The organism is Desertivirga xinjiangensis (assembly GCF_024436435.1).
Taxonomy (GTDB): Bacteria; Bacteroidota; Bacteroidia; order Sphingobacteriales; family Sphingobacteriaceae; genus Desertivirga; species Desertivirga xinjiangensis.
This window is the reverse complement of the sequence record NZ_JAFMZP010000005.1, coordinates 1-18,559: the sequence shown is the minus strand read 5'-3', so window position 1 is coordinate 18,559 and position 18,559 is coordinate 1. Positions and strand designations below refer to the sequence as shown.

Annotated in this window: 11 protein-coding genes and 1 other RNA gene; 9 read left to right on the top strand and 3 right to left on the bottom strand. The window is 42.8% G+C overall.

Annotated features, from left to right (window positions below; genetic code table 11):
* Window position 1 precedes the first annotated feature (1 nt).
* Window positions 2–1,483, bottom strand: a complete 1,482-nt coding sequence (locus J3P37_RS14315) for a xylulokinase (protein ID WP_256012034.1) — start codon at window positions 1,481–1,483, stop codon at window positions 2–4.
* Window positions 1,484–1,619: 136 nt separating this feature from the next.
* Here J3P37_RS14315 and J3P37_RS14310 point away from each other — a divergent pair, with 136 nt between their 5' ends.
* From J3P37_RS14310 to J3P37_RS14300, 3 genes are all read left to right on the top strand, one after another.
* Window positions 1,620–2,645: a LacI family DNA-binding transcriptional regulator gene (locus J3P37_RS14310; RefSeq protein WP_256012033.1), complete on the top strand. Its 1,026-nt coding sequence runs from the start codon at window positions 1,620–1,622 to the stop codon at window positions 2,643–2,645.
* 175 nt (window positions 2,646–2,820) lie between these two features.
* Window positions 2,821–3,978 (top strand): galactokinase, encoded by a 1,158-nt coding sequence (locus tag J3P37_RS14305; RefSeq protein ID WP_256012032.1) that lies wholly within the window; start codon window positions 2,821–2,823, stop codon window positions 3,976–3,978.
* Window positions 3,979–4,335: 357 nt separating this feature from the next.
* Window positions 4,336–4,872 carry an RNA methyltransferase gene (locus J3P37_RS14300; RefSeq protein WP_256012031.1) on the top strand — a complete coding sequence of 179 codons (537 nt, stop codon included), beginning with the start codon at window positions 4,336–4,338 and terminating at the stop codon, window positions 4,870–4,872.
* A 61-nt stretch (window positions 4,873–4,933) separates the two neighbouring features.
* Here the strand turns inward: J3P37_RS14300 and J3P37_RS14295 are convergent, their stop codons facing one another.
* Both J3P37_RS14295 and gltB read right to left on the bottom strand, forming a co-directional pair.
* Complete coding sequence (locus J3P37_RS14295) at window positions 4,934–6,406, bottom strand: glutamate synthase subunit beta (RefSeq protein WP_256012030.1); 1,473 nt, start codon at window positions 6,404–6,406, stop codon at window positions 4,934–4,936.
* 2 nt (window positions 6,407–6,408) lie between these two features.
* Window positions 6,409–10,926 carry a glutamate synthase large subunit gene (gltB, locus tag J3P37_RS14290; protein WP_256012029.1) on the bottom strand — a complete coding sequence of 1,506 codons (4,518 nt, stop codon included), beginning with the start codon at window positions 10,924–10,926 and terminating at the stop codon, window positions 6,409–6,411.
* A gap of 593 nt (window positions 10,927–11,519) precedes the next feature.
* On the opposite strand from gltB, the gene ffs reads away from it, so the two are divergent.
* The 6 genes from ffs (at window position 11,520) to J3P37_RS14260 (ending at window position 18,275) form a co-directional block, all read left to right on the top strand.
* Window positions 11,520–11,617, top strand: an RNA gene (ffs, locus tag J3P37_RS14285) — signal recognition particle sRNA small type.
* 99 nt (window positions 11,618–11,716) lie between these two features.
* The gene (gene fsa / locus J3P37_RS14280; protein ID WP_256012028.1) at window positions 11,717–12,376 is read left to right on the top strand and encodes a fructose-6-phosphate aldolase; all 660 of its coding nucleotides are present in this window, start codon (window positions 11,717–11,719) and stop codon (window positions 12,374–12,376) included.
* A 59-nt stretch (window positions 12,377–12,435) separates the two neighbouring features.
* Entirely contained in the window at window positions 12,436–13,422 is a 987-nt protein-coding gene (locus tag J3P37_RS14275) for a YpdA family putative bacillithiol disulfide reductase (protein WP_256012027.1), read from the top strand.
* A 35-nt stretch (window positions 13,423–13,457) separates the two neighbouring features.
* Window positions 13,458–14,582: a cyclic dehypoxanthinyl futalosine synthase gene (gene mqnC, locus J3P37_RS14270; protein WP_256012026.1), complete on the top strand. Its 1,125-nt coding sequence runs from the start codon at window positions 13,458–13,460 to the stop codon at window positions 14,580–14,582.
* Complete coding sequence (locus tag J3P37_RS14265; protein WP_256012025.1) at window positions 14,582–15,337, top strand: LytR/AlgR family response regulator transcription factor; 756 nt, start codon at window positions 14,582–14,584, stop codon at window positions 15,335–15,337. The genes mqnC and J3P37_RS14265 overlap by 1 nt, the downstream gene beginning before the upstream one ends.
* A gap of 10 nt (window positions 15,338–15,347) precedes the next feature.
* Entirely contained in the window at window positions 15,348–18,275 is a 2,928-nt protein-coding gene (locus tag J3P37_RS14260) for a sensor histidine kinase (RefSeq protein ID WP_256012024.1), read from the top strand.
* Window positions 18,276–18,559: the final 284 nt, after the last annotated feature.

The window sequence follows — 18,559 nt, the reverse complement described above, 5'->3', positions numbered from 1 at the left end:
TCTAATTATTTATATATTTTTCTAATAACTCTTTCCAATCCTGGTAAAACAGGTTATACGCTTCTGCATTTTGGGGCTGAATAAGCTGCAGCGGCTTCATATTGCTGAAGGCTTCCTGCTCTGAAGAAAATATTCCGGCACCGATACCGGCACCGATTGCAGCTCCAACACTACCATCACTTTCATAAAATTCAACCGGAACATTGGTAGCATTCACAAAAGCCTCGGTAAATACCTCGCTCAGAAATAAATTCGTTTTACCCACCCGGATCACTTTTGGTTCCATGCCATTTTCTCTCATAATATCCAGGCCATAACGGAAGGCAAAAGCAATTCCTTCCTGTACAGCCCTGAACATGTGAGCTTTCGTATGAAGATTCAGATCAATATTCAAAAAATGCGAACCTACAATTTTGTTGTTAAGCATACGTTCTGCCCCGTTACCAAATGGAAGCACACGCAAGCCCTCACTACCGGCAGGTATTGTTTTGCTCATCGCATTCATCTCATTGTACGAAATGTCTGAACCAAACAGGTTTTTCGCCCATTTATTCAGAATACCGGTTCCATTGATACAAAGAAGTACCCCTAGTCTCTTGTCATCGTCCTTGTAATTAACATGAGCAAACGTGTTTACCCTCGATTCTTTATCATACGATAGTTTGTCGCTTACTCCGTAGATTACCCCTGAAGTTCCGGCTGTAGCAGCTACCTCGCCTGGCTTCAGCACATTCAGTGACAGTGCATTATTTGGCTGATCACCTGCTTTATAAGCTATAGGAATACCAGCGCGTAGGGACAGTTCTGAAGCAACCTCAGCTTTTAAAGTGCCATGGATCGAAAATAGCTCATGGATTTCAGGAAACAGGGCATTATTAAATCCGAAGTATTCTATTACATCTCGCGACAATTCGTCGTTTTTAAAATCCCAAAACACCCCTTCAGAAAGTGCCGATTCACTGGTGGTAATTGAACCGCTTAACATCATAGCGATAAAATCACCCGGAAGCATTACTTTATCGATCTTCTCAAAAATGTCAGGTTCATTCATCTTCACCCAGGCAAGTTTTGAAGATGTAAAATTGCCTGGCGAATTCAGCAGCTGCGATAAGCAAACTTCTTCGCCAATAGCAGCGAACGCGTCGTTTCCGATCTCTACCGCCCGGCTGTCGCACCAGATAATAGAATCCCGGAGGACATTCTGCTCCTTATCCACTATCACCAATCCATGCATCTGGTAAGCAATCCCTATAGCGGCAATGTCTTTGGGATTATACAAGGCGGCAGTGTTGGCTCTTAATATAGCTTTTTGAACATGCTCCCACCACATGAGCGGCGATTGTTCTGCCCACCCTGGCCTAACCGACTTAATATCAGATTCGGTTTCAGGGTATTGAGCCGAAGCTATACATTTCCGGCTTGCAGAATTTACGATTGAAACCTTGATAGAAGATGTTCCTACATCAATTCCTAAAAGAAGCATGTATAATTAATTAAAGATCTATTTATAATTGTGCTTAGCTAATGTGCCAACGTTGGCGTAAAGATATGCAGGAATATTTATAAAGCCCAAAAATTTATAAATTATTTGCACTTTTGAACTCCAGCAACATCGCATTTTGAAAAGAGTTACCATACTTGACATTGCTAAAGAATTAAACATAACGTTTTCAACGGTTGCCCGGGCCTTAAATGATCATCCGGCAATTAGTGATGCTACAAAAAAAGCCGTCAGGGAGACTGCCGAACGACTAAACTACAGACAAAATAAACTGGCCTCCTCCCTTCGTTCCGGCCGTTCAAACGTTATCGGAGTTATTGTACCAAGTTTGCATGTCAGCTTTTTCAGTTCAGTTGTTCACGGTATTGAAAAGATAATGAATGCCAACGGCTACAACATATTGCTTTACCAATCTAATGAATCTAAAAAACATCAGGCCAAAGGCATCGACACTTTTCTTCAATCGCGAGTTGACGGTATCATAGCATCGGTCACCCTAGACACCGATAATAATGACGATGCTTACCAGGAAATCAAAAAAAGAAACACACCTCTGGTATTCTTTGACCGCATACTCGAAACCATGCCAGTCTCTTCGGTAACTATTGACGACTACAAAGGCGGCTTTATTGCCACTGAACATCTGATAAAACAAGGCTACCGAAGGATCCTGCATATTACAGCCGAACAAAACCTCTCTATTTTCAAAGAAAGGTTACTAGGCTACATGGATGCCCTGGAGCATTATGGCATTCCTGTGGATGAAAAGCTAGTCGTGAAAGGAAACTTTTCTCTGGAGTTCGGAAGAAACATCGTCAAAGAACTGCTTGCTGAGGGTTGCGATTTTGATGCCGTATTTGCTCTCGAAGATTATACCGCTATGGGTGTAATGCAGCAACTGATGGAATCAGGCATAAAGATACCAGAACAGGTTGGAGTGATCGGCTTTGCTAACGAGGCCTTTGGCAGCCTCGTAACTCCTCAGTTGTCTACCATTGCCCAGCAAACCATTACCATGGGAGAAGAGGCCGCCAGGCTTTTTCTGGAATTGAATAAGCAGGAAAAAACTAACCCGTCTCCAAAAAAAGTAATACTTGAGCCAATATTAATAGTTCGTTCTTCATCTAAACGGCTAGGCGAATAGTCATTTATCGCGCTTAGTTTTTTCCCCTACTTCGTGTATTTTTTACACCATTTGAAATTGAAACCTATTTTATTCAATAACACACGTTTAAACGCGGTTTTTGGGAAAGAAAATCATCTGGAAAATTCATTGATAATTTGTGAAGTTTGTTACCTTTGGGCTCATTTCAAACAACATGTTAGACAGCCTGAAACACCAATTTTCAAATCTATTCGGCCAGGAAAGTAAAAACTCTTTTTTTGCACCAGGCAGAGTGAACCTAATAGGTGAACACATTGACTACAACGGCGGACTTGTACTGCCTTGTGCGGTCACCTTTGGAACCTATCTTTTAACAGCACCTAATAACGATGGGGTATTCCGCTTTAGAAGTACAAACTTTGAAGAAACTCTTGATATTCCATTGCAAGACAGTTACCAGAAAACAGGAAAAGAATGGTATAATTATCCCCTTGGGGTTATACACAACCTGCTAGCCCAGGGAGTAAGACTACAGGGACTTGACCTCTTGTTCTACGGCGACCTTCCTATTGGAGCTGGTTTATCTTCTTCTGCTTCTGTAGAAGTTGTTACCGCCTTTGCTTTTGATCAGCTTTTCAAGGGAGGCATCTCAAAGCTAGATCTGGTTAAACTGACAAAAAAAGTAGAGAATGAGTTTATCGGAGTAAATTCAGGTATCATGGATCAGTTTGCAGTCACCTTTGGAGAAGCTGGTAAAGCACTCAAATTAAACTGTGAAACGCTTGACTATGAAGCGGTAGACTGCGATCTGGGCGATCATTACCTTGCTATAATTAATACGAACAAACCTCGTAAACTCGCAGAATCTAAGTATAACGAACGCGTTCAGGAATGTTCTACAGCACTCGGCGAACTGCAGCAAAACTTGAACATTGCCAACCTTTGTGATATTGATTCTGAAACTTTCGATAAAAATAAACATCTCATATCAGATCCAATTGTTCTAAACAGGGCCAAACACGTCGTGGAAGAAAACGAGCGGGTAATACTCGCCGCCAAAGCGCTTGCAGAAAATCGTTTACAGGATTTTGGTCAGCTGATGTATGCCTCGCATGACTCACTTAAAAACCTGTACGAGGTATCAGGAGTTGAGCTTGACACCATTGTGGAATTCTGTTTAAACTTCCCTGATGTTACCGGTGCAAGAATGACAGGTGCAGGCTTTGGCGGATGTGCTATTGCGTTGGTTAAAAAAGATTCCTTTGAGACGTTCAGTAAAGAGATCACGGAATACTATACTGAGAAAATAGGCTACGCGCCTTCGGTGTATAGCTCTGAAATAGGTCCGGGTGTTATTGAATTACCAAACTAGGAAGTGATGGCGGTGAAGATTGCTATGGTTAAGCACACGCGGCACGCGTGCGCCCAATAAAACCGCACTGTCCTTAGTCTGTAGCCTGGGGCAAAGCGCGCCAGGGAATAAGGATTGTCCAATAAAAAAAGAATCTCTGACTCGTTAGGCATTAAACATAGCGCTTTAGCGAGTCAGATCCTTCGGAACACTAAGGACAGACAAACAGACGAAGGACGGTGTATCGTCATTCCGTCATGCCGAATTTATTTCGGCACCTCTTGAACCATGTTTAACTCAAGAGGTCCTGAAACAAGTCCAGGATGAGGAAGAAATAAATTTAGAATCCCCGGATTCGGCTAACATCCGCCTTTATATATGCGTAAATTAAAACTCGACGAATTAAACCGTGTCAGTGTTGACGATTTCAAAAAACAGGAAAAACTGCCTGTAACGGTGATCCTTGACAGTGTCAGAAGCCTGCACAATGTGGGCTCAATCTTCAGAACATCCGATGGTTTCGCGGTTGAACGGATCATCCTCTGCGGCATAACCGGCCAGCCCCCACACCGTGAGATAGAAAAAACCGCCCTCGGCGCTACGCAATCTATAGACTGGTACTACTATGAAGATATCGTAGAAGCAATAACTGAGCTTAAACAAAGCCATTACAAGATCATAGCCATAGAGCAGGCTGAGAATAGTACCAGCTTAAATGATTTCAAACCATTAGCAGAAGAAAAATACGCCCTTATCTTTGGCAATGAAGTAAATGGAGTATCCGAAGAAGCGATGAAACAAATAGACGGCTGTATTGAAATCCCCCAGTTCGGAACAAAACACTCTTTCAACATCGTAGTATCCGCTGGTGTGGTCCTTTGGGACTTCTTCGCCAAAATCAACTTCAACTATTAACAAAAAAGCCTGCTCCTTTGAAGCAGGCTTTAATATTACCATTCTGATTTAGTACCATTTATTAGAAAGCATACATGCTCTCAGCGTCTTTGCTTTCAAGGAATGTAGTTCCTGTAAGGAAAAGATCTACCCTTCTTGCAGCTTCGCGGCCTTCGGAAATAGCCCAAACCACCAGCGACTGACCTCTTCTCATATCGCCTGCAGCGAAAACCTTATCCACGCTTGTCTTGTACAAACCTTCTTTGGCTTTAACATTTCCACGTTCGTCAAGTTCCACACCCAGTTGCTCCAACAAGCCTTGTTTTTGAGGATGAAGGAAACCCATCGCCAGGAATACCCTTTGAGCAGGTAAAACACGCTCAGAACCTTCAACTTCCTGAAACTTCACCGGGCGACCGAATACGTCAGTTTCCCATTCAACATCTACTACCCTTACACCAGTAAGATTGCCATCAGCATCGCCAACGAATTCCTTGGTACTAACTGCCCAAGCACGCTCGCAACCCTCTTCATGAGAAGATGTAGTTTTTAAAAGCATAGGGTACGTAGGCCATGGCATACTCTCCGTACGGTCCTTCGGAGGCATCGGCATTAATTCGAATTGAGTGATTGATCTCGCCTTATGACGGTTAGAAGTTCCAACGCAGTCAGAACCTGTATCACCACCACCAATTACAATAACATCCTTATCTGTAGCCAGGATTTCTTCTTCTGTAAAAGGAATTCCGCTTACACGTTTGTTTTGTTGTTTAAGGAATTCCATCGCATAATACACTCCCTTCAACTCACGTCCCGGTGCAGGTAAATTACGCGGAATGGTTGATCCTCCGGCTAAAACCACTGCATCGAAAGATTTTAAAAGTTCATCTGCAGAAAGATCCTTTCCTACTTCAATGCCGTATTTAAATATGATGCCGTCTTCCTCCATTAACTGTACACGACGTTCAACAACCCATTTTTCAAGTTTGAAGTCAGGAATACCGAAACGTACAAGACCACCGGCCTTTTCGTCGCGCTCAAATACCGTCACCAGGTGCCCGGCTTTATTTAACTGAGCAGCAGCAGCTAATCCTGCAGGACCAGATCCTACAACAGCTACCGTTTTGCCGCTCCGGATAAGAGGAGCCTTTGAGGTAACAAAACCTTTAGAGAATGCGATCTCGATAATATGTTTTTCAATCTCCTCGATAGCAACTGCCGGCTTGTTAATTCCCAACACACATGCAGACTCGCATGGTGCAGGGCAGATCCTTCCTGTAAATTCAGGGAAGTTATTAGTGGAAGATAAAATGCGGTAAGCCTCTTCCCAGTTCTCTTTATAAACCGCATCGTTAAATTCAGGAATTATATTTCCTAGCGGACAACCGTTGTGGCAAAAAGGCACACCGCAATTCATACAACGAGCAGACTGCTCGTTTAACTTATTTTCCGGATATAATGCTACGAATTCTTTATAATCATTAATACGCTCTTCAGGAGATCTTTTTGAAGGAAGCTCTCTTGCGTATTCCTTAAATCCTGTCACTTTTCCCATAATTAATTAGCTGGTTGAAATTGTGCGTGTTGTAATACTTTTTTATACTCTTTAGGGAAAACCTTAATAAACTTCCTGGATTCTTCAGCCCAGTTACTTAAAAGGAATAATCCAAGGTGACTCTGTGTCAGCTGAATATGTTTACGTAACAAGCTGTTGATCTGCTCCTCATCGTCAGAAGTCAGGGGATCCAGATCAACCATCTCCGGATTACAGTAATCTGCAAAATTACCGTCCACATCGTAAACCCAGGCAATACCACCACTCATACCTGCAGCAAAGTTTCTTCCGGTTTTACCCAGAATCAAGGCCCGGCCACCAGTCATGTATTCACAACCGTGATCACCTACTCCTTCCACTACCGCAGTAGCTCCGGAGTTACGCACAGCGAAACGTTCACCAGCCTGGCCTCTTACAAAAAGCTCACCGGAAGTGGCACCGTAAAGTGCAACGTTACCAATGATGATATTGTCTTCAGGGACCAGAGAACTGTCTGCTGATGGATAAATAGCTAACCTGGCACCTGATAAACCTTTACCTACATAGTCGTTTGCCTCACCTTCAAGCTCAAAGGATAAACCTTTTGCAGCAAAGGCTCCAAAACTCTGCCCAGCAGAACCGCTGAACTTATAGTTGATGGTATTATCTGGTAAACCAGCACCTTTATATACTTTTGAAACTTCGTTTGAAAGAACTGTTCCTATGGTACGGTCAGTATTTTTAACTGTAAATGAACCGAATACAGGAGTTTTATTTTCTATAGCCTGCTGAGCCTGAGAAAGCAGTTGCCAGTCGATGATATTAGCCATTCCATGATCCTGCGCCTCGCTGTTGTAAAGTGTTTGCTTAGACGGATTAGTAACCGGAAATAATATCGCCGAAAGATCAAGCGTTTTTGTCTTCCAATGTAAATTGCTCTCCTTTACTTTAAGGAATTGAGCGCGGCCGACCATCTCATTGATCGTTCTGAACCCAAGATCAGCCATGATTTCACGTAACTCTTCAGCAATGAAGTTGAATAAGTTAACGATATGTTCTGGCTTACCGCTGAATAACTTACGTAGTTCAGGGTCCTGAGTAGCTACCCCAACCGGACAGGTATTCAGGTGACACTTACGCATCATGATACATCCACCCGCAACAAGCGCTGCTGTTGCAACGCCCCATTCTTCTGCACCAAGTAAAGCTGCAATAGCAATGTCGCGTCCGGTTTTAAGCTGACCGTCAGTTTGAAGAACTACACGGCTTCTTAACTTGTTGCGAACCAATGTTTGGTGCGCTTCAGCTAAACCAAGTTCCCAAGGTAAACCGGCATGTTTGATGGAACTGATCGGAGAAGCTCCTGTTCCGCCATCGTAACCTGCAACCAGGATCACATCAGCATGAGCCTTAGCCACCCCGGCAGCGATAGTACCTACACCAGCTTTAGACACAAGCTTCACGTTGATACGTGCAGCACGGTTAGCATTTTTCAGGTCGAAGATCAGCTGGGCCAAATCCTCGATTGAATAAATATCGTGGTGCGGAGGAGGAGAAATTAAACCTACTCCAGGAGTGGAGTGACGTACTTTAGCAATCCATGGATCCACTTTATCGCCAGGTAACTGACCTCCTTCACCTGGTTTTGCACCCTGAGCCATTTTGATCTGAAGCTCATCAGCATTAGTCAGGTAGTAAGAAGTTACACCGAAACGACCCGACGCAACCTGTTTGATCGATGAACGCATAGAATCTCCGTTAGGAAGCACTTCATAACGCATCTCATCTTCACCACCCTCTCCTGTATTACTTCTTCCACCGATACGGTTCATAGCAATAGCCAGGGTACTGTGAGCTTCGTGTGAAATTGAGCCAAACGACATTGCTCCTGTAGCAAAACGCTTCATGATTGAAGAAGCAGACTCTACTTCCGCCAATGGCACCGGTTCGCGATGATGAGCGAAATCGAATAAGCCACGAAGTGTGTACATTTTCTCATCCTGCTCATTGATTAATTTGGCGTAACTCTTATATACGCTGTAATCACCAGTACGTGCTGCCTGCTGCAGCAAGTGAACCGTTTGCGGATTAAATAAGTGAGCTTCACCACGGCGCTTCCACTGGTAGATACCACCTTCAGGCAATAACTGGTACTCAGCTTTTGATATAAATCCGTTATTATGTTTAAATAATGTTTCTTTTGCTATCTCGTCAAGGCCAAGACCTTCTATACGAGTTACCGCGCCAACAAAATATTTGTCAACTACCGCTCTGCTGATACCAAGGATCTCAAATATCTGTGCTCCCTGATAAGACTGTAAGGTAGAGATACCCATCTTAGAGAAGATCTTCAATAATCCGTCACATACAGATTTGATATAGTTCTTTGAAAGGTATTTGAACTCCAGCGAAGTCTCCAGTTTACCTTCTTCTTTCAGAGCATGAATAGTCTCTAAAGCGAGGTATGGATTAATAGCAGTAGCACCAAAGCCTAGCAGACATGCAAAGTGGTGTACTTCCCAAACATCCCCTGCTTCTACCACCAAACCAACTTGTCCGCGGTATCCTTTTTTAATAAGGTGGTGATGTACGGCAGAAACAGCTAATAAAGATGGGATAGGTGCATGCTGAGAGTCAACCGCACGGTCAGAAAGTATAAGGACTTCAAAACCATCATTAACTGCATCCTCAGCGTAGCGGCACAGCCGCTCAAGTCCTTTTTGAAGAGAACCAGGCTGACCGTCTGCTTTGAAATATGTTTGAAGTGTTTTAGCATTAAACATACCTGTATCAATACTTCTGAGTTTTTCCAACTCGGTATTGGTCAAAATAGGCTGTTGCAATGCAACGCAATGGCAATGCATTTTGTCTTCATCAAACAGGTTTCCGTTACTGCCGATAAAAGTAGCCAAACTCATTACCATTCGCTCACGGATAGGATCTATCGGCGGGTTGGTTACCTGAGCAAAGAACTGCTTAAAGTAGCTGGAGAGATGCTGAGGTCTGTCTGAAAGAACCGCTAATGGCACATCCGTTCCCATAGAACCGATAGGCTCTTTTCCATCAACAGCCATTGGCTTAATGATAGTTTCGATATCCTCGCGGCTGTATCCAAATACCTGGTGGTATTTGTGAACTGCATCTTTTGACAGGTTGGTAAAGGCTACCCTTGGTTCTGGAAGCTCTTCAATTCTGATCTTATAATTTTCAAGCCACTCAGCATAAGGCTGGCTGCTTGCAATTTTGGTTTTAATCTCCTCGTCGGTGATGATCTTTCCTTCAACGATGTCAATCAGCAACATTTTTCCTGGCTGAAGACGCCCTTTTTGAATGATCAGCTTCTCGTCGATCGGCAAAGCACCGGCTTCAGACGCAACGATCACGCGGTTATCGCTGGTTGTAGCGTAACGCAACGGACGAAGACCATTTCTGTCAAGCAAAGCACCGATCTGCTTACCATCAGTAAACGTTAATGCCGCCGGACCATCCCATGGTTCCATTAAAGTAGCGTGAAACTCATAGAACGCTTTCTTCAAGGGCTCCATATGCTCATTGCCATCCCATGCTTCCGGCACAAGCATCATCATTACATGAGGTAATGAACGGCCTGTATTAACTAATACTTCAACTACGTTATCTAAACAGGCTGAATCTGACTGGTTCTTATCTATAACAGGAAGAACGATATCCATCTCTTCTGCCGTGAAGAAAGAAGATGCATAAGATCTCAAACCCGCATAAAACCAGTTAAGATTTCCTGTAAGTGTATTGATTTCGCCATTGTGGGCCATCATCCTGAAAGGCTGAGCCAGTTTCCACGATGGAAACGTATTTGTAGAGAAACGGCTGTGAACCATCCCGAAAGCAGAAGTCAATCTGCTATCCTGAAGGTCAAGATAGTATTGGCGTAACTGATAAGTAGTTAACTGTCCTTTATAAACGAGAATACGACTTGACAAAGAAGCAATATAAAAATCGCTGCCATTGTTAACCGTTTCGTTAATCGTTTTTGTAATCAAACGTCTTAATACGTACAGCTTTCTCTCAAAATCCTCTACACTTACAACATTTGCTGGACGGCCTATAAATAAATGCTCCGCATCAGGCTCTACGGCAAGAGCTGTCTCTCCAACTACACCAGGGTTCACAGGAAGCTTACGAAAGCCTAAAAGAGGTAAGCCTAACTTGTCTGCAGCACTAACTACAGCTGCACGACAGGCTTCCTTTGCATTGATCTCCTTCGGGAAGAAAACCATTCCTGCGCCATAATGGCCAGGTTCAGCAAGGTGGATATCTAATCCAATACACTCTTCCATAAGGAACTCATGAGGTATCTGTAAAAGAATACCGGCACCATCACCTGTTTCAGGATCACAGCCACATGCACCTCTATGCTCCATATTCTCCAGAATAGTTAAAGCATCTGATACAGTTTGGTGCGACTTATGGCCATTTATGTTCGTAATAAAACCTACTCCACAAGAGTCGTGTTCAAATTCAGGGCGATATAATCCCTGCTGGTCATTTCCGGTTTGCTTCATCAGAATTATAATGGTAATTCACGAAAGTACAGATTTTACGTCAAAATTATCGACTAAACAATGATTTTTACGTTTTCTTCAAAACAAAACACCCTTACAGTCTCGCATTTATAAATTTACTAAATTTAACACTATTTTATTATAATATTAACAAAACTGCTTTCACTAAATTTGAGAGTTTCACAAACGAAGTGCACTTTTCTGAAAACAATTTCATATGTTTTGAGCTTTCATAATGTTATTTATATGATATCCATCATATTTTTACAATCCTCACAAACCTCATTTGAACCTGTTACGCATCCTTACCATTGACTATTAGACACACGCGGCACGTCTGCTTCTTCTGTCTCTTCTGTCCTTAGTGTTCTGAAGGATCACTCGCGCTTAACCCCGGCTACAGACTATGGACAACGCTGATCAAACTATTGGATCTCTTAACTTAAAGACATGGCGCATGCGTGCGTGCCGCGTGTGCAAAGCCTCACTGTACCTCCTGTCCCTAGAAACTAAAAAAAACTCCCTTTTCTTCCCCCCCAATTTATTTTCAAATTTAATTAGGTAAGTATTCAAAAGTTCTTACTTTTGCGCCGGGTTAGTCTTCTACGACCAGCTCCTCTTGAACTCCCCCAGGGCGGGAACGAAGCAAGGGTAAAGAGTCGTAGCGGTGCGATAGAAGGGGCTAGCCCACTTTTTTTTCTTCTGCCAGAATCAAAATCATAAACTTAATAAAAAACAAATCTGGCACTTGTCTCTAAGTTGATTCTGTTTTAATCTTTTATATAAAAAAATGAAGTTTTTTATCGATACAGCAAACCTTGCTCAAATTAAAGAAGCTCATGACCTGGGTGTTCTTGATGGCGTTACCACCAATCCAAGCCTAATGGCTAAAGAAGGAATTTCAGGCCAGGAAAATGTAATAAACCACTATAAAGCTATCTGCGAGATCACTGATGGCGATGTTAGTGCAGAAGTTATTGCCACTACTTACGATGAAATTGTAGCCGAGGGCCTTGAATTAGCGAAACTTCATGAAAAGATTGTGGTTAAAGTGCCGATGATCAAAGACGGCGTTAAAGCAATCAAATTCTTCACTTCAAAAGGAATCCGTACCAACTGTACATTAATATTCTCACCCGGACAGGCTTTATTAGCAGCTAAAGCAGGTGCTACCTATGTATCGCCTTTTATCGGACGTTTAGATGATGTTTCTACAGATGGCTTAACCCTGATCGAAGACATCCGTACAATCTTTGATAACTACGGCTATACAACAGAGATCCTTGCAGCGTCAGTACGTCACCCTATGCACATTATTAACTGCGCTAAATTAGGTGCTGATGTTATTACTGCTCCTCTTTCTGCAATTACGGGGTTATTAAAACACCCTTTAACAGACAACGGATTAGCGCAATTTTTAGCTGACCACGCAAAAGCTGCCGGCAAATAGTTAAAGAAAATAATATCTCAAAAGCCGCTCCAAGCGGCTTTTTTTGTTTCTTAGTAAATATGGAAAACAATACACTCGACCTGGTAATTATTGGTGCCGGCCCCATCGGCCTCGCCTGCGGAATCGAAGCCGTAAAAGCAGGTCTGTCCTATACAATTATCGAAAAGGGTTGCCTGGTTAACTCCCTTTACAACTACCCGGTAAACATGACCTTCTTTTCTACATCAGAACGCCTGGAAATAGGCGGCCTCCCCTTTGCGTCTATCAATCCAAAACCCAGGCGGGCAGAAGCCCTTGAATACTACCGTCGTGTTACTTTACACTTTAACCTGAATGTGCGTTTATTTGAAGAAGTTTACTCGGTTAACAAAGCACATAGAACCTTTACATTAGAATCAGCAAAACAAACTTACCAGGCAAAAAACGTGATAATTGCCACCGGATTCTATGATATCCCGGCCTACCTTAATATACCTGGAGAAGACCTGCCTAACGTATATCACTATTATCACGATCCCCATTATTTCGCCATGCAAAAGATCGCTGTGATCGGCTCAAGTAACTCTTCCGTAGACGTTGCCCTCGAAACCTACAGAAAAGGTGCTGAAGTAACTATGATCGTAAGGGGTGATGGAATCGGTAAAAACGTTAAATATTGGGTTAGGCCAGATATAGAGAACCGCATCGCCGAAGGCAGTATCAAAGCGTATTTCAATTCTGAAATAACGGAAATCCGTGCGGGGGAAATTGACATCAACACCCCCTCCGGTAAAGTAACCATCAAAAATAACTTCGTGCTGGCCATGACGGGCTACCGGCCTAACTTTAGTTTCCTCAAAGAAGTCGGAATAGAGTGTTCCCTGGACGAAAATCAGCTGCCCGTCTACAATCAGGACACCATGGAAACCAACATCCCCGGGATATATATGGCCGGAGTAGTCTGCGGAGGAATGAATACACACACTCTTTTTATTGAAAATTCACGAGAACACGCCGTAAAGATCATCCAGCATATCAGCCATATTAACCATATTAACAACACCTAGTCCTTATCTCACAAACACTGCTTATCTTTGTATCGATGAACACACAGGATTTGCTGCAAAGGGCTCTTGCCTTCGACTTTCTTTCTATAGACGAAGGCGTTTATTTGTTTAAAAATGCTGCTACATCTGAATTGATGTATGTAGCCAACGAACTAAGAAAAAAACAGGTACCACACGGCAAAGTAACCTGGCAGATTGACCGCAATGTTAATACAACTAACGTTTGTATTGCTAACTGCAAATTCTGTAACTTCTTCAGAAGGCCAGGTCATGCCGACAGCTATATTACCGATATAGAAACTTATAAAATAAAGATCGAGGAAACCTTCAGGTTTGGCGGCGATCAGCTGCTGCTTCAGGGGGGCCACCATCCCGATCTGGGCCTGCAATTTTATACTGACCTGTTTAAGCAACTGAAACAGCTCTACCCTACCCTGAAATTACATTCACTTGGTCCACCCGAAATCGCTCACATCGCGAAACTTGACGGACTTTCGCATACTGAAGTTCTGAAGGCTTTAATGGACGCCGGACTCGATTCACTTCCCGGCGCTGGTGCAGAAATCCTGAACGACCGGGTAAGACGCCTAATCTCTAAAGGAAAATGCGGAGGTCAGGAATGGCTTGACGTGATGCGTGCAGCCCATCAGCTGGGACTTTCCAGTTCAGCAACCATGATGTTCGGGCATGTGGAAACCATCGAAGAGCGCTTTGAACACCTGGTATGGATCAGACAGGTACAATCAGAAAAACCCGCAGACACCAAAGGATTTATCGCTTTTATTCCCTGGCCTTTCCAGGATGACGGAACCCTGTTGAAACGGGTTCGTGGCGTGAGCAACCAGGTAACCGCCGACGAATACATCAGGATGATAGCGCTAAGCCGGATCATGCTTCCTAATATCAAAAACATCCAGGCTTCCTGGTTAACCGTAGGAAAACAGGTAGCTCAGCTCTGCTTACATGGCGGAGCCAATGATTTTGGGTCCATCATGCTCGAAGAAAATGTAGTGAGTGCAGCAGGTGCCCCGCACCGCTTTACATCCGCTGGCATCCAGCAATCCATCAGGGAAGCCGGCTTTGAACCCCAGCTGCGCAATCAGCAGTATGGATTCCGCGAAATTCCTGAGCAGATCCAGCAACAAACCATTAATTATTAATGACCCTAAACGCTCTCATAGTTGATGATGAAGAATACAGCCGCAAATCGCTGTATTTTTTACTTCAGGAAAACTGCCCGGATGTTCATATCGGTGGCATTGCAAAATCGGTAGCCGAAGCCAGGACTTTGCTCGAAGAGCAGAATTTTAATGTTGCCTTTCTGGATATCGCCATGCCTAAAGAAAACGGCTTCGAACTATTGCCTCAACTTCAAAGCCGTAATATTATGGTGATCTTTACCACTGCCTATGATCAATATGCCCTTAAAGCATTAAAAGCAAACGCCATCGATTATCTTTTAAAGCCAATAGACATTGCGGAGCTCAAAATTGCGGTGTCCAAGGCGGTTGACTGGGCTCAAATGCTTTCCGTTTCTTCCGGCAAAACCGCTGAAACAGCAAAACCCGATGTAAATGCAAACAAAAAGATCAGCCTGCCAGGCACCTATGGCTTTAAGGTTATCGATACGGCCGACATTCTTTATGTAGAAGCAGACAGCAATTATTCCATATTTCATCTTAAAACCGGCGAGAAACTGATCATCTCCAAACCACTGAAAGAGTTTGAAGAAACGCTGGACACCTTCGACTTTATCCGCATCCATAAATCGGCCATTATAAATATGAAATACGTACAGAGTTATTCAAACAAAAACGGATTGCAGGTATTACTCACCAATAACGTTGTTCTGCCAGTATCACGCAGGCGAGCAACCGAATTTCAGGAAAAAGCCCGGCAATATTTTACCAAATAAACGATCGAAAGTGCATAGATTACTCCTTTACATATGGTTGTTTTTGACAGCAGGCTTTTGTACAGGCGTAAGAACTAATGCTCAAACTTTAAATTTCAAAAACTATTCAGTAAATCACGGCCTGGCATCATCTACTGTTTATTCCATTCTACAAGATTCAAAAGGCTTTATCTGGTTTGCCACCGAAGGAGGTGTTAACCGTTTCGACGGAAGAACATTTGAATTGTTTACCATTGATAATGGCCTGTCGGATAATGAAGTGCTGCAGATTGAGGAAGACTCAAAAGGAAGGATCTGGTTTCTGACTCTAAACGGAAAGCTCAGCTACTACCACAATAAAAAGATATACAATCCTATAAACAACGACCTGCTGAAACGTACCGTCTGCAAAGGCAGCTTCGTTTCATTCTATGAAGATTCTAAAAAGAACCTGTGGTTTTCTACCAATCAAAACCGGATCCTTAAGATCAGTAATACAGGGGTAGTGAAATTCCTCAGCTCGCCTAATTACGCCCTTGTAGATGCCTTTATTTTTGAAAACCCCGAAAAACAAATAGCTGTATTTACCCGTCAAAACCTTCTGGTTTTACAGGGAGATGTTTTCGTCAATAAAAAGACTGCAGAACTTCCCATCTCTACCAAGTCTATCTACAGAAATAAACTAAGTAATTCTTTGTTTTTCATTTCTGAAACAGGTCTTATACACTATAAAAACAGCTACAACCACATATTCAGTTTCCTGCCTGAAAACGTTGTAGCCAGTGCAGCTACCACCTTTGTAGTAGATAAAAAAAGCAATGTCTGGTTAGGCACCATGGGACACGGACTTTACCAGTTAAACTCCCTTTCACAGGAAGCCAAGAGCCATCTCAAAGAAAACCTGATCACCGACCTTCTGCAGGACCAGCAAGGCAACATCTGGGTATCAACTATAGGCAACGGTGTGTACATGGTACCAGCATACGCCCAGGCTACGCTAAATTATACTAATAAGGATGGCCTGAATTCCAAAGCTATCCATAGTGTACTGAAGATCAATAACCAACTGATACTTGGCTTAAGGAACGGCAACATTGACCTGATCGAAAAGAACAAGATATCGCATCAATATCTCAATGAAAAAACCTACAATCCTGTCAAACAATTGTATTACGATAAGGAAAGAGAATCGGTGTGGTTTGCTTCCAACAACCGGCTTGGAGAGCTGAAACTGAAGGATCGAAGTTACAGTTTTGTAAAGGAAAAAAGTGGCGGCGCATATTCAGTAAAGGATTTCAGCGTCAGTAAAAACGGGAAGATTGCACTGGCACTTGCTTCGGGCGTATATCTTGTTCCCGACAAAAACAAACTCCTTTTTGACTCCAAACACACCTTGCTTAACAGCCCCTATTTCAAAAGCAGGGCATTCTCGGTTTATTATGACTCTTCAGAACGGCTCTGGTTTGCAAATCTGAATGGTCTGTTTTGCCACTACAATACCGTTTCATTGTTTCAGAGCAGAGATGCTGTGAGTCAGCGTATAACCGATATAGCAGAACTACCTGATAGATCCATACTTTGCTCTACCTATGGTTATGGACTTTTTTTGCTGAAAGATTTTAAACGCGTCAAGACAATTAGTACCAAAAACGGACTGCTAAGCAATATCTGTAAGAAAATTTACATCAAAGGCAATACAGCGTGGCTGGTCACCGGGAAAGGAATCAGCACTATTGACTTCGATAACAATGCAAAAGTTACTAATTACGGCACTGAAAACGGCCTTACAACGTCGGAAGTAAACGACCTGATTGTAGAGAACGACAGCCTTTATGCAGCTACCAATAACGGTCTGTCTATCTTTAAAGCGCAACAACACCAAACAGCACAAGATCCACCAAAACTCTACTTTAATCAGCTTACTGCGAATAAAAAGCCCATTGCAACAGATACGATCATTACCCTTCCCTATCAAAAAAACAACATCACCGCAAATTTCATTGCACTCGACTTTGAACATCCCGCATCGGTAAAATACAGTTACAAGCTCAATCCCGAACTCAAGTGGAACGAAACTACCAATAATTCTATCGAGTTCGCATCGCTGCAGCCAGGCACTTATCATCTGCAGATCAGAGCAAAAAGTATAAATAGCAACTGGAGTTCACCCATCGAGATCACTTTCACTATAAATTCACCTTTTTGGAAAACATGGTGGTTCCTGGTGTTAAGTATCACTGGCATTGCCGTTTACCTTTTCTATCTGATCAACAAGTATTACAAAAACAGGCGCGCCAAAGAAAATGAGCGACTGCTTACCCGCACCAAGATCATATCCCTGGAGCAGCAGGCACTGCAAGCCATGATGAACCCCCACTTTGTATTTAATGTGATGAATTCCATCCAGTATTTTATCAATACAAAGGATAATACGATGGCTAACCAGGCGCTCACAGGCTTTGCGAGGCTGTTAAGAAAGAACCTGGAAAACTGTACTAAAAGTTATATCACCATAGAAGAAGAGGTGTCCTACCTTAACCTGTACCTGTCGCTTGAGAAGATGCGTTTCGGCGAGCGCATGAACTATACGATTGAGGTTGAGCAGGGGATAAATAAAGAAGAAACCTATATTCCATCCATGCTCTTACAACCTTTTGTGGAAAATGCCATATGGCATGGCCTGATGCCAAAGGAGGACAACGGGACAATATTTATAGGCATAAGACTAAAAGATCCTGCGGTACTCGAAATTGAAATTACCGATGACGGAGTTGGGATTGATAATTCCCTGCAACAAAAAACTGAGGGCCATATCAGCCGCGGAATGCAGTTAACCCGCGACCGGATAAAACTTTTGAATACCTTCAAGGAGAAACCTATACAAATAAAGGCACAGCAATTACATCCTGAAGGCACCCAGGTGCTGATAAATATCCCATTTATACCGTTTACTCATTAGAAACTACCGCTTACTCAAAAACCCATTAATCATTTTACTTAAACTTTTATTATTGTATAAGCAAATCGATATTAAAAGTTCATAAGAACTATTAAATATAATTTTATCTAAGTGTGTGTTTAGCGGCTGAAACTCCCCAAAGTTTCACCGCTTTTTTTTTGCCCGCAAAAAAGCCGTTTTCCGGCGGAAAATGGGGGATCAGTCCGGAAAGTTGTGGACTAGGCGTATATTTTGGATAACCTGTACATAAAGAATTCGATATTAGTTACCCCTCTGAACTGACT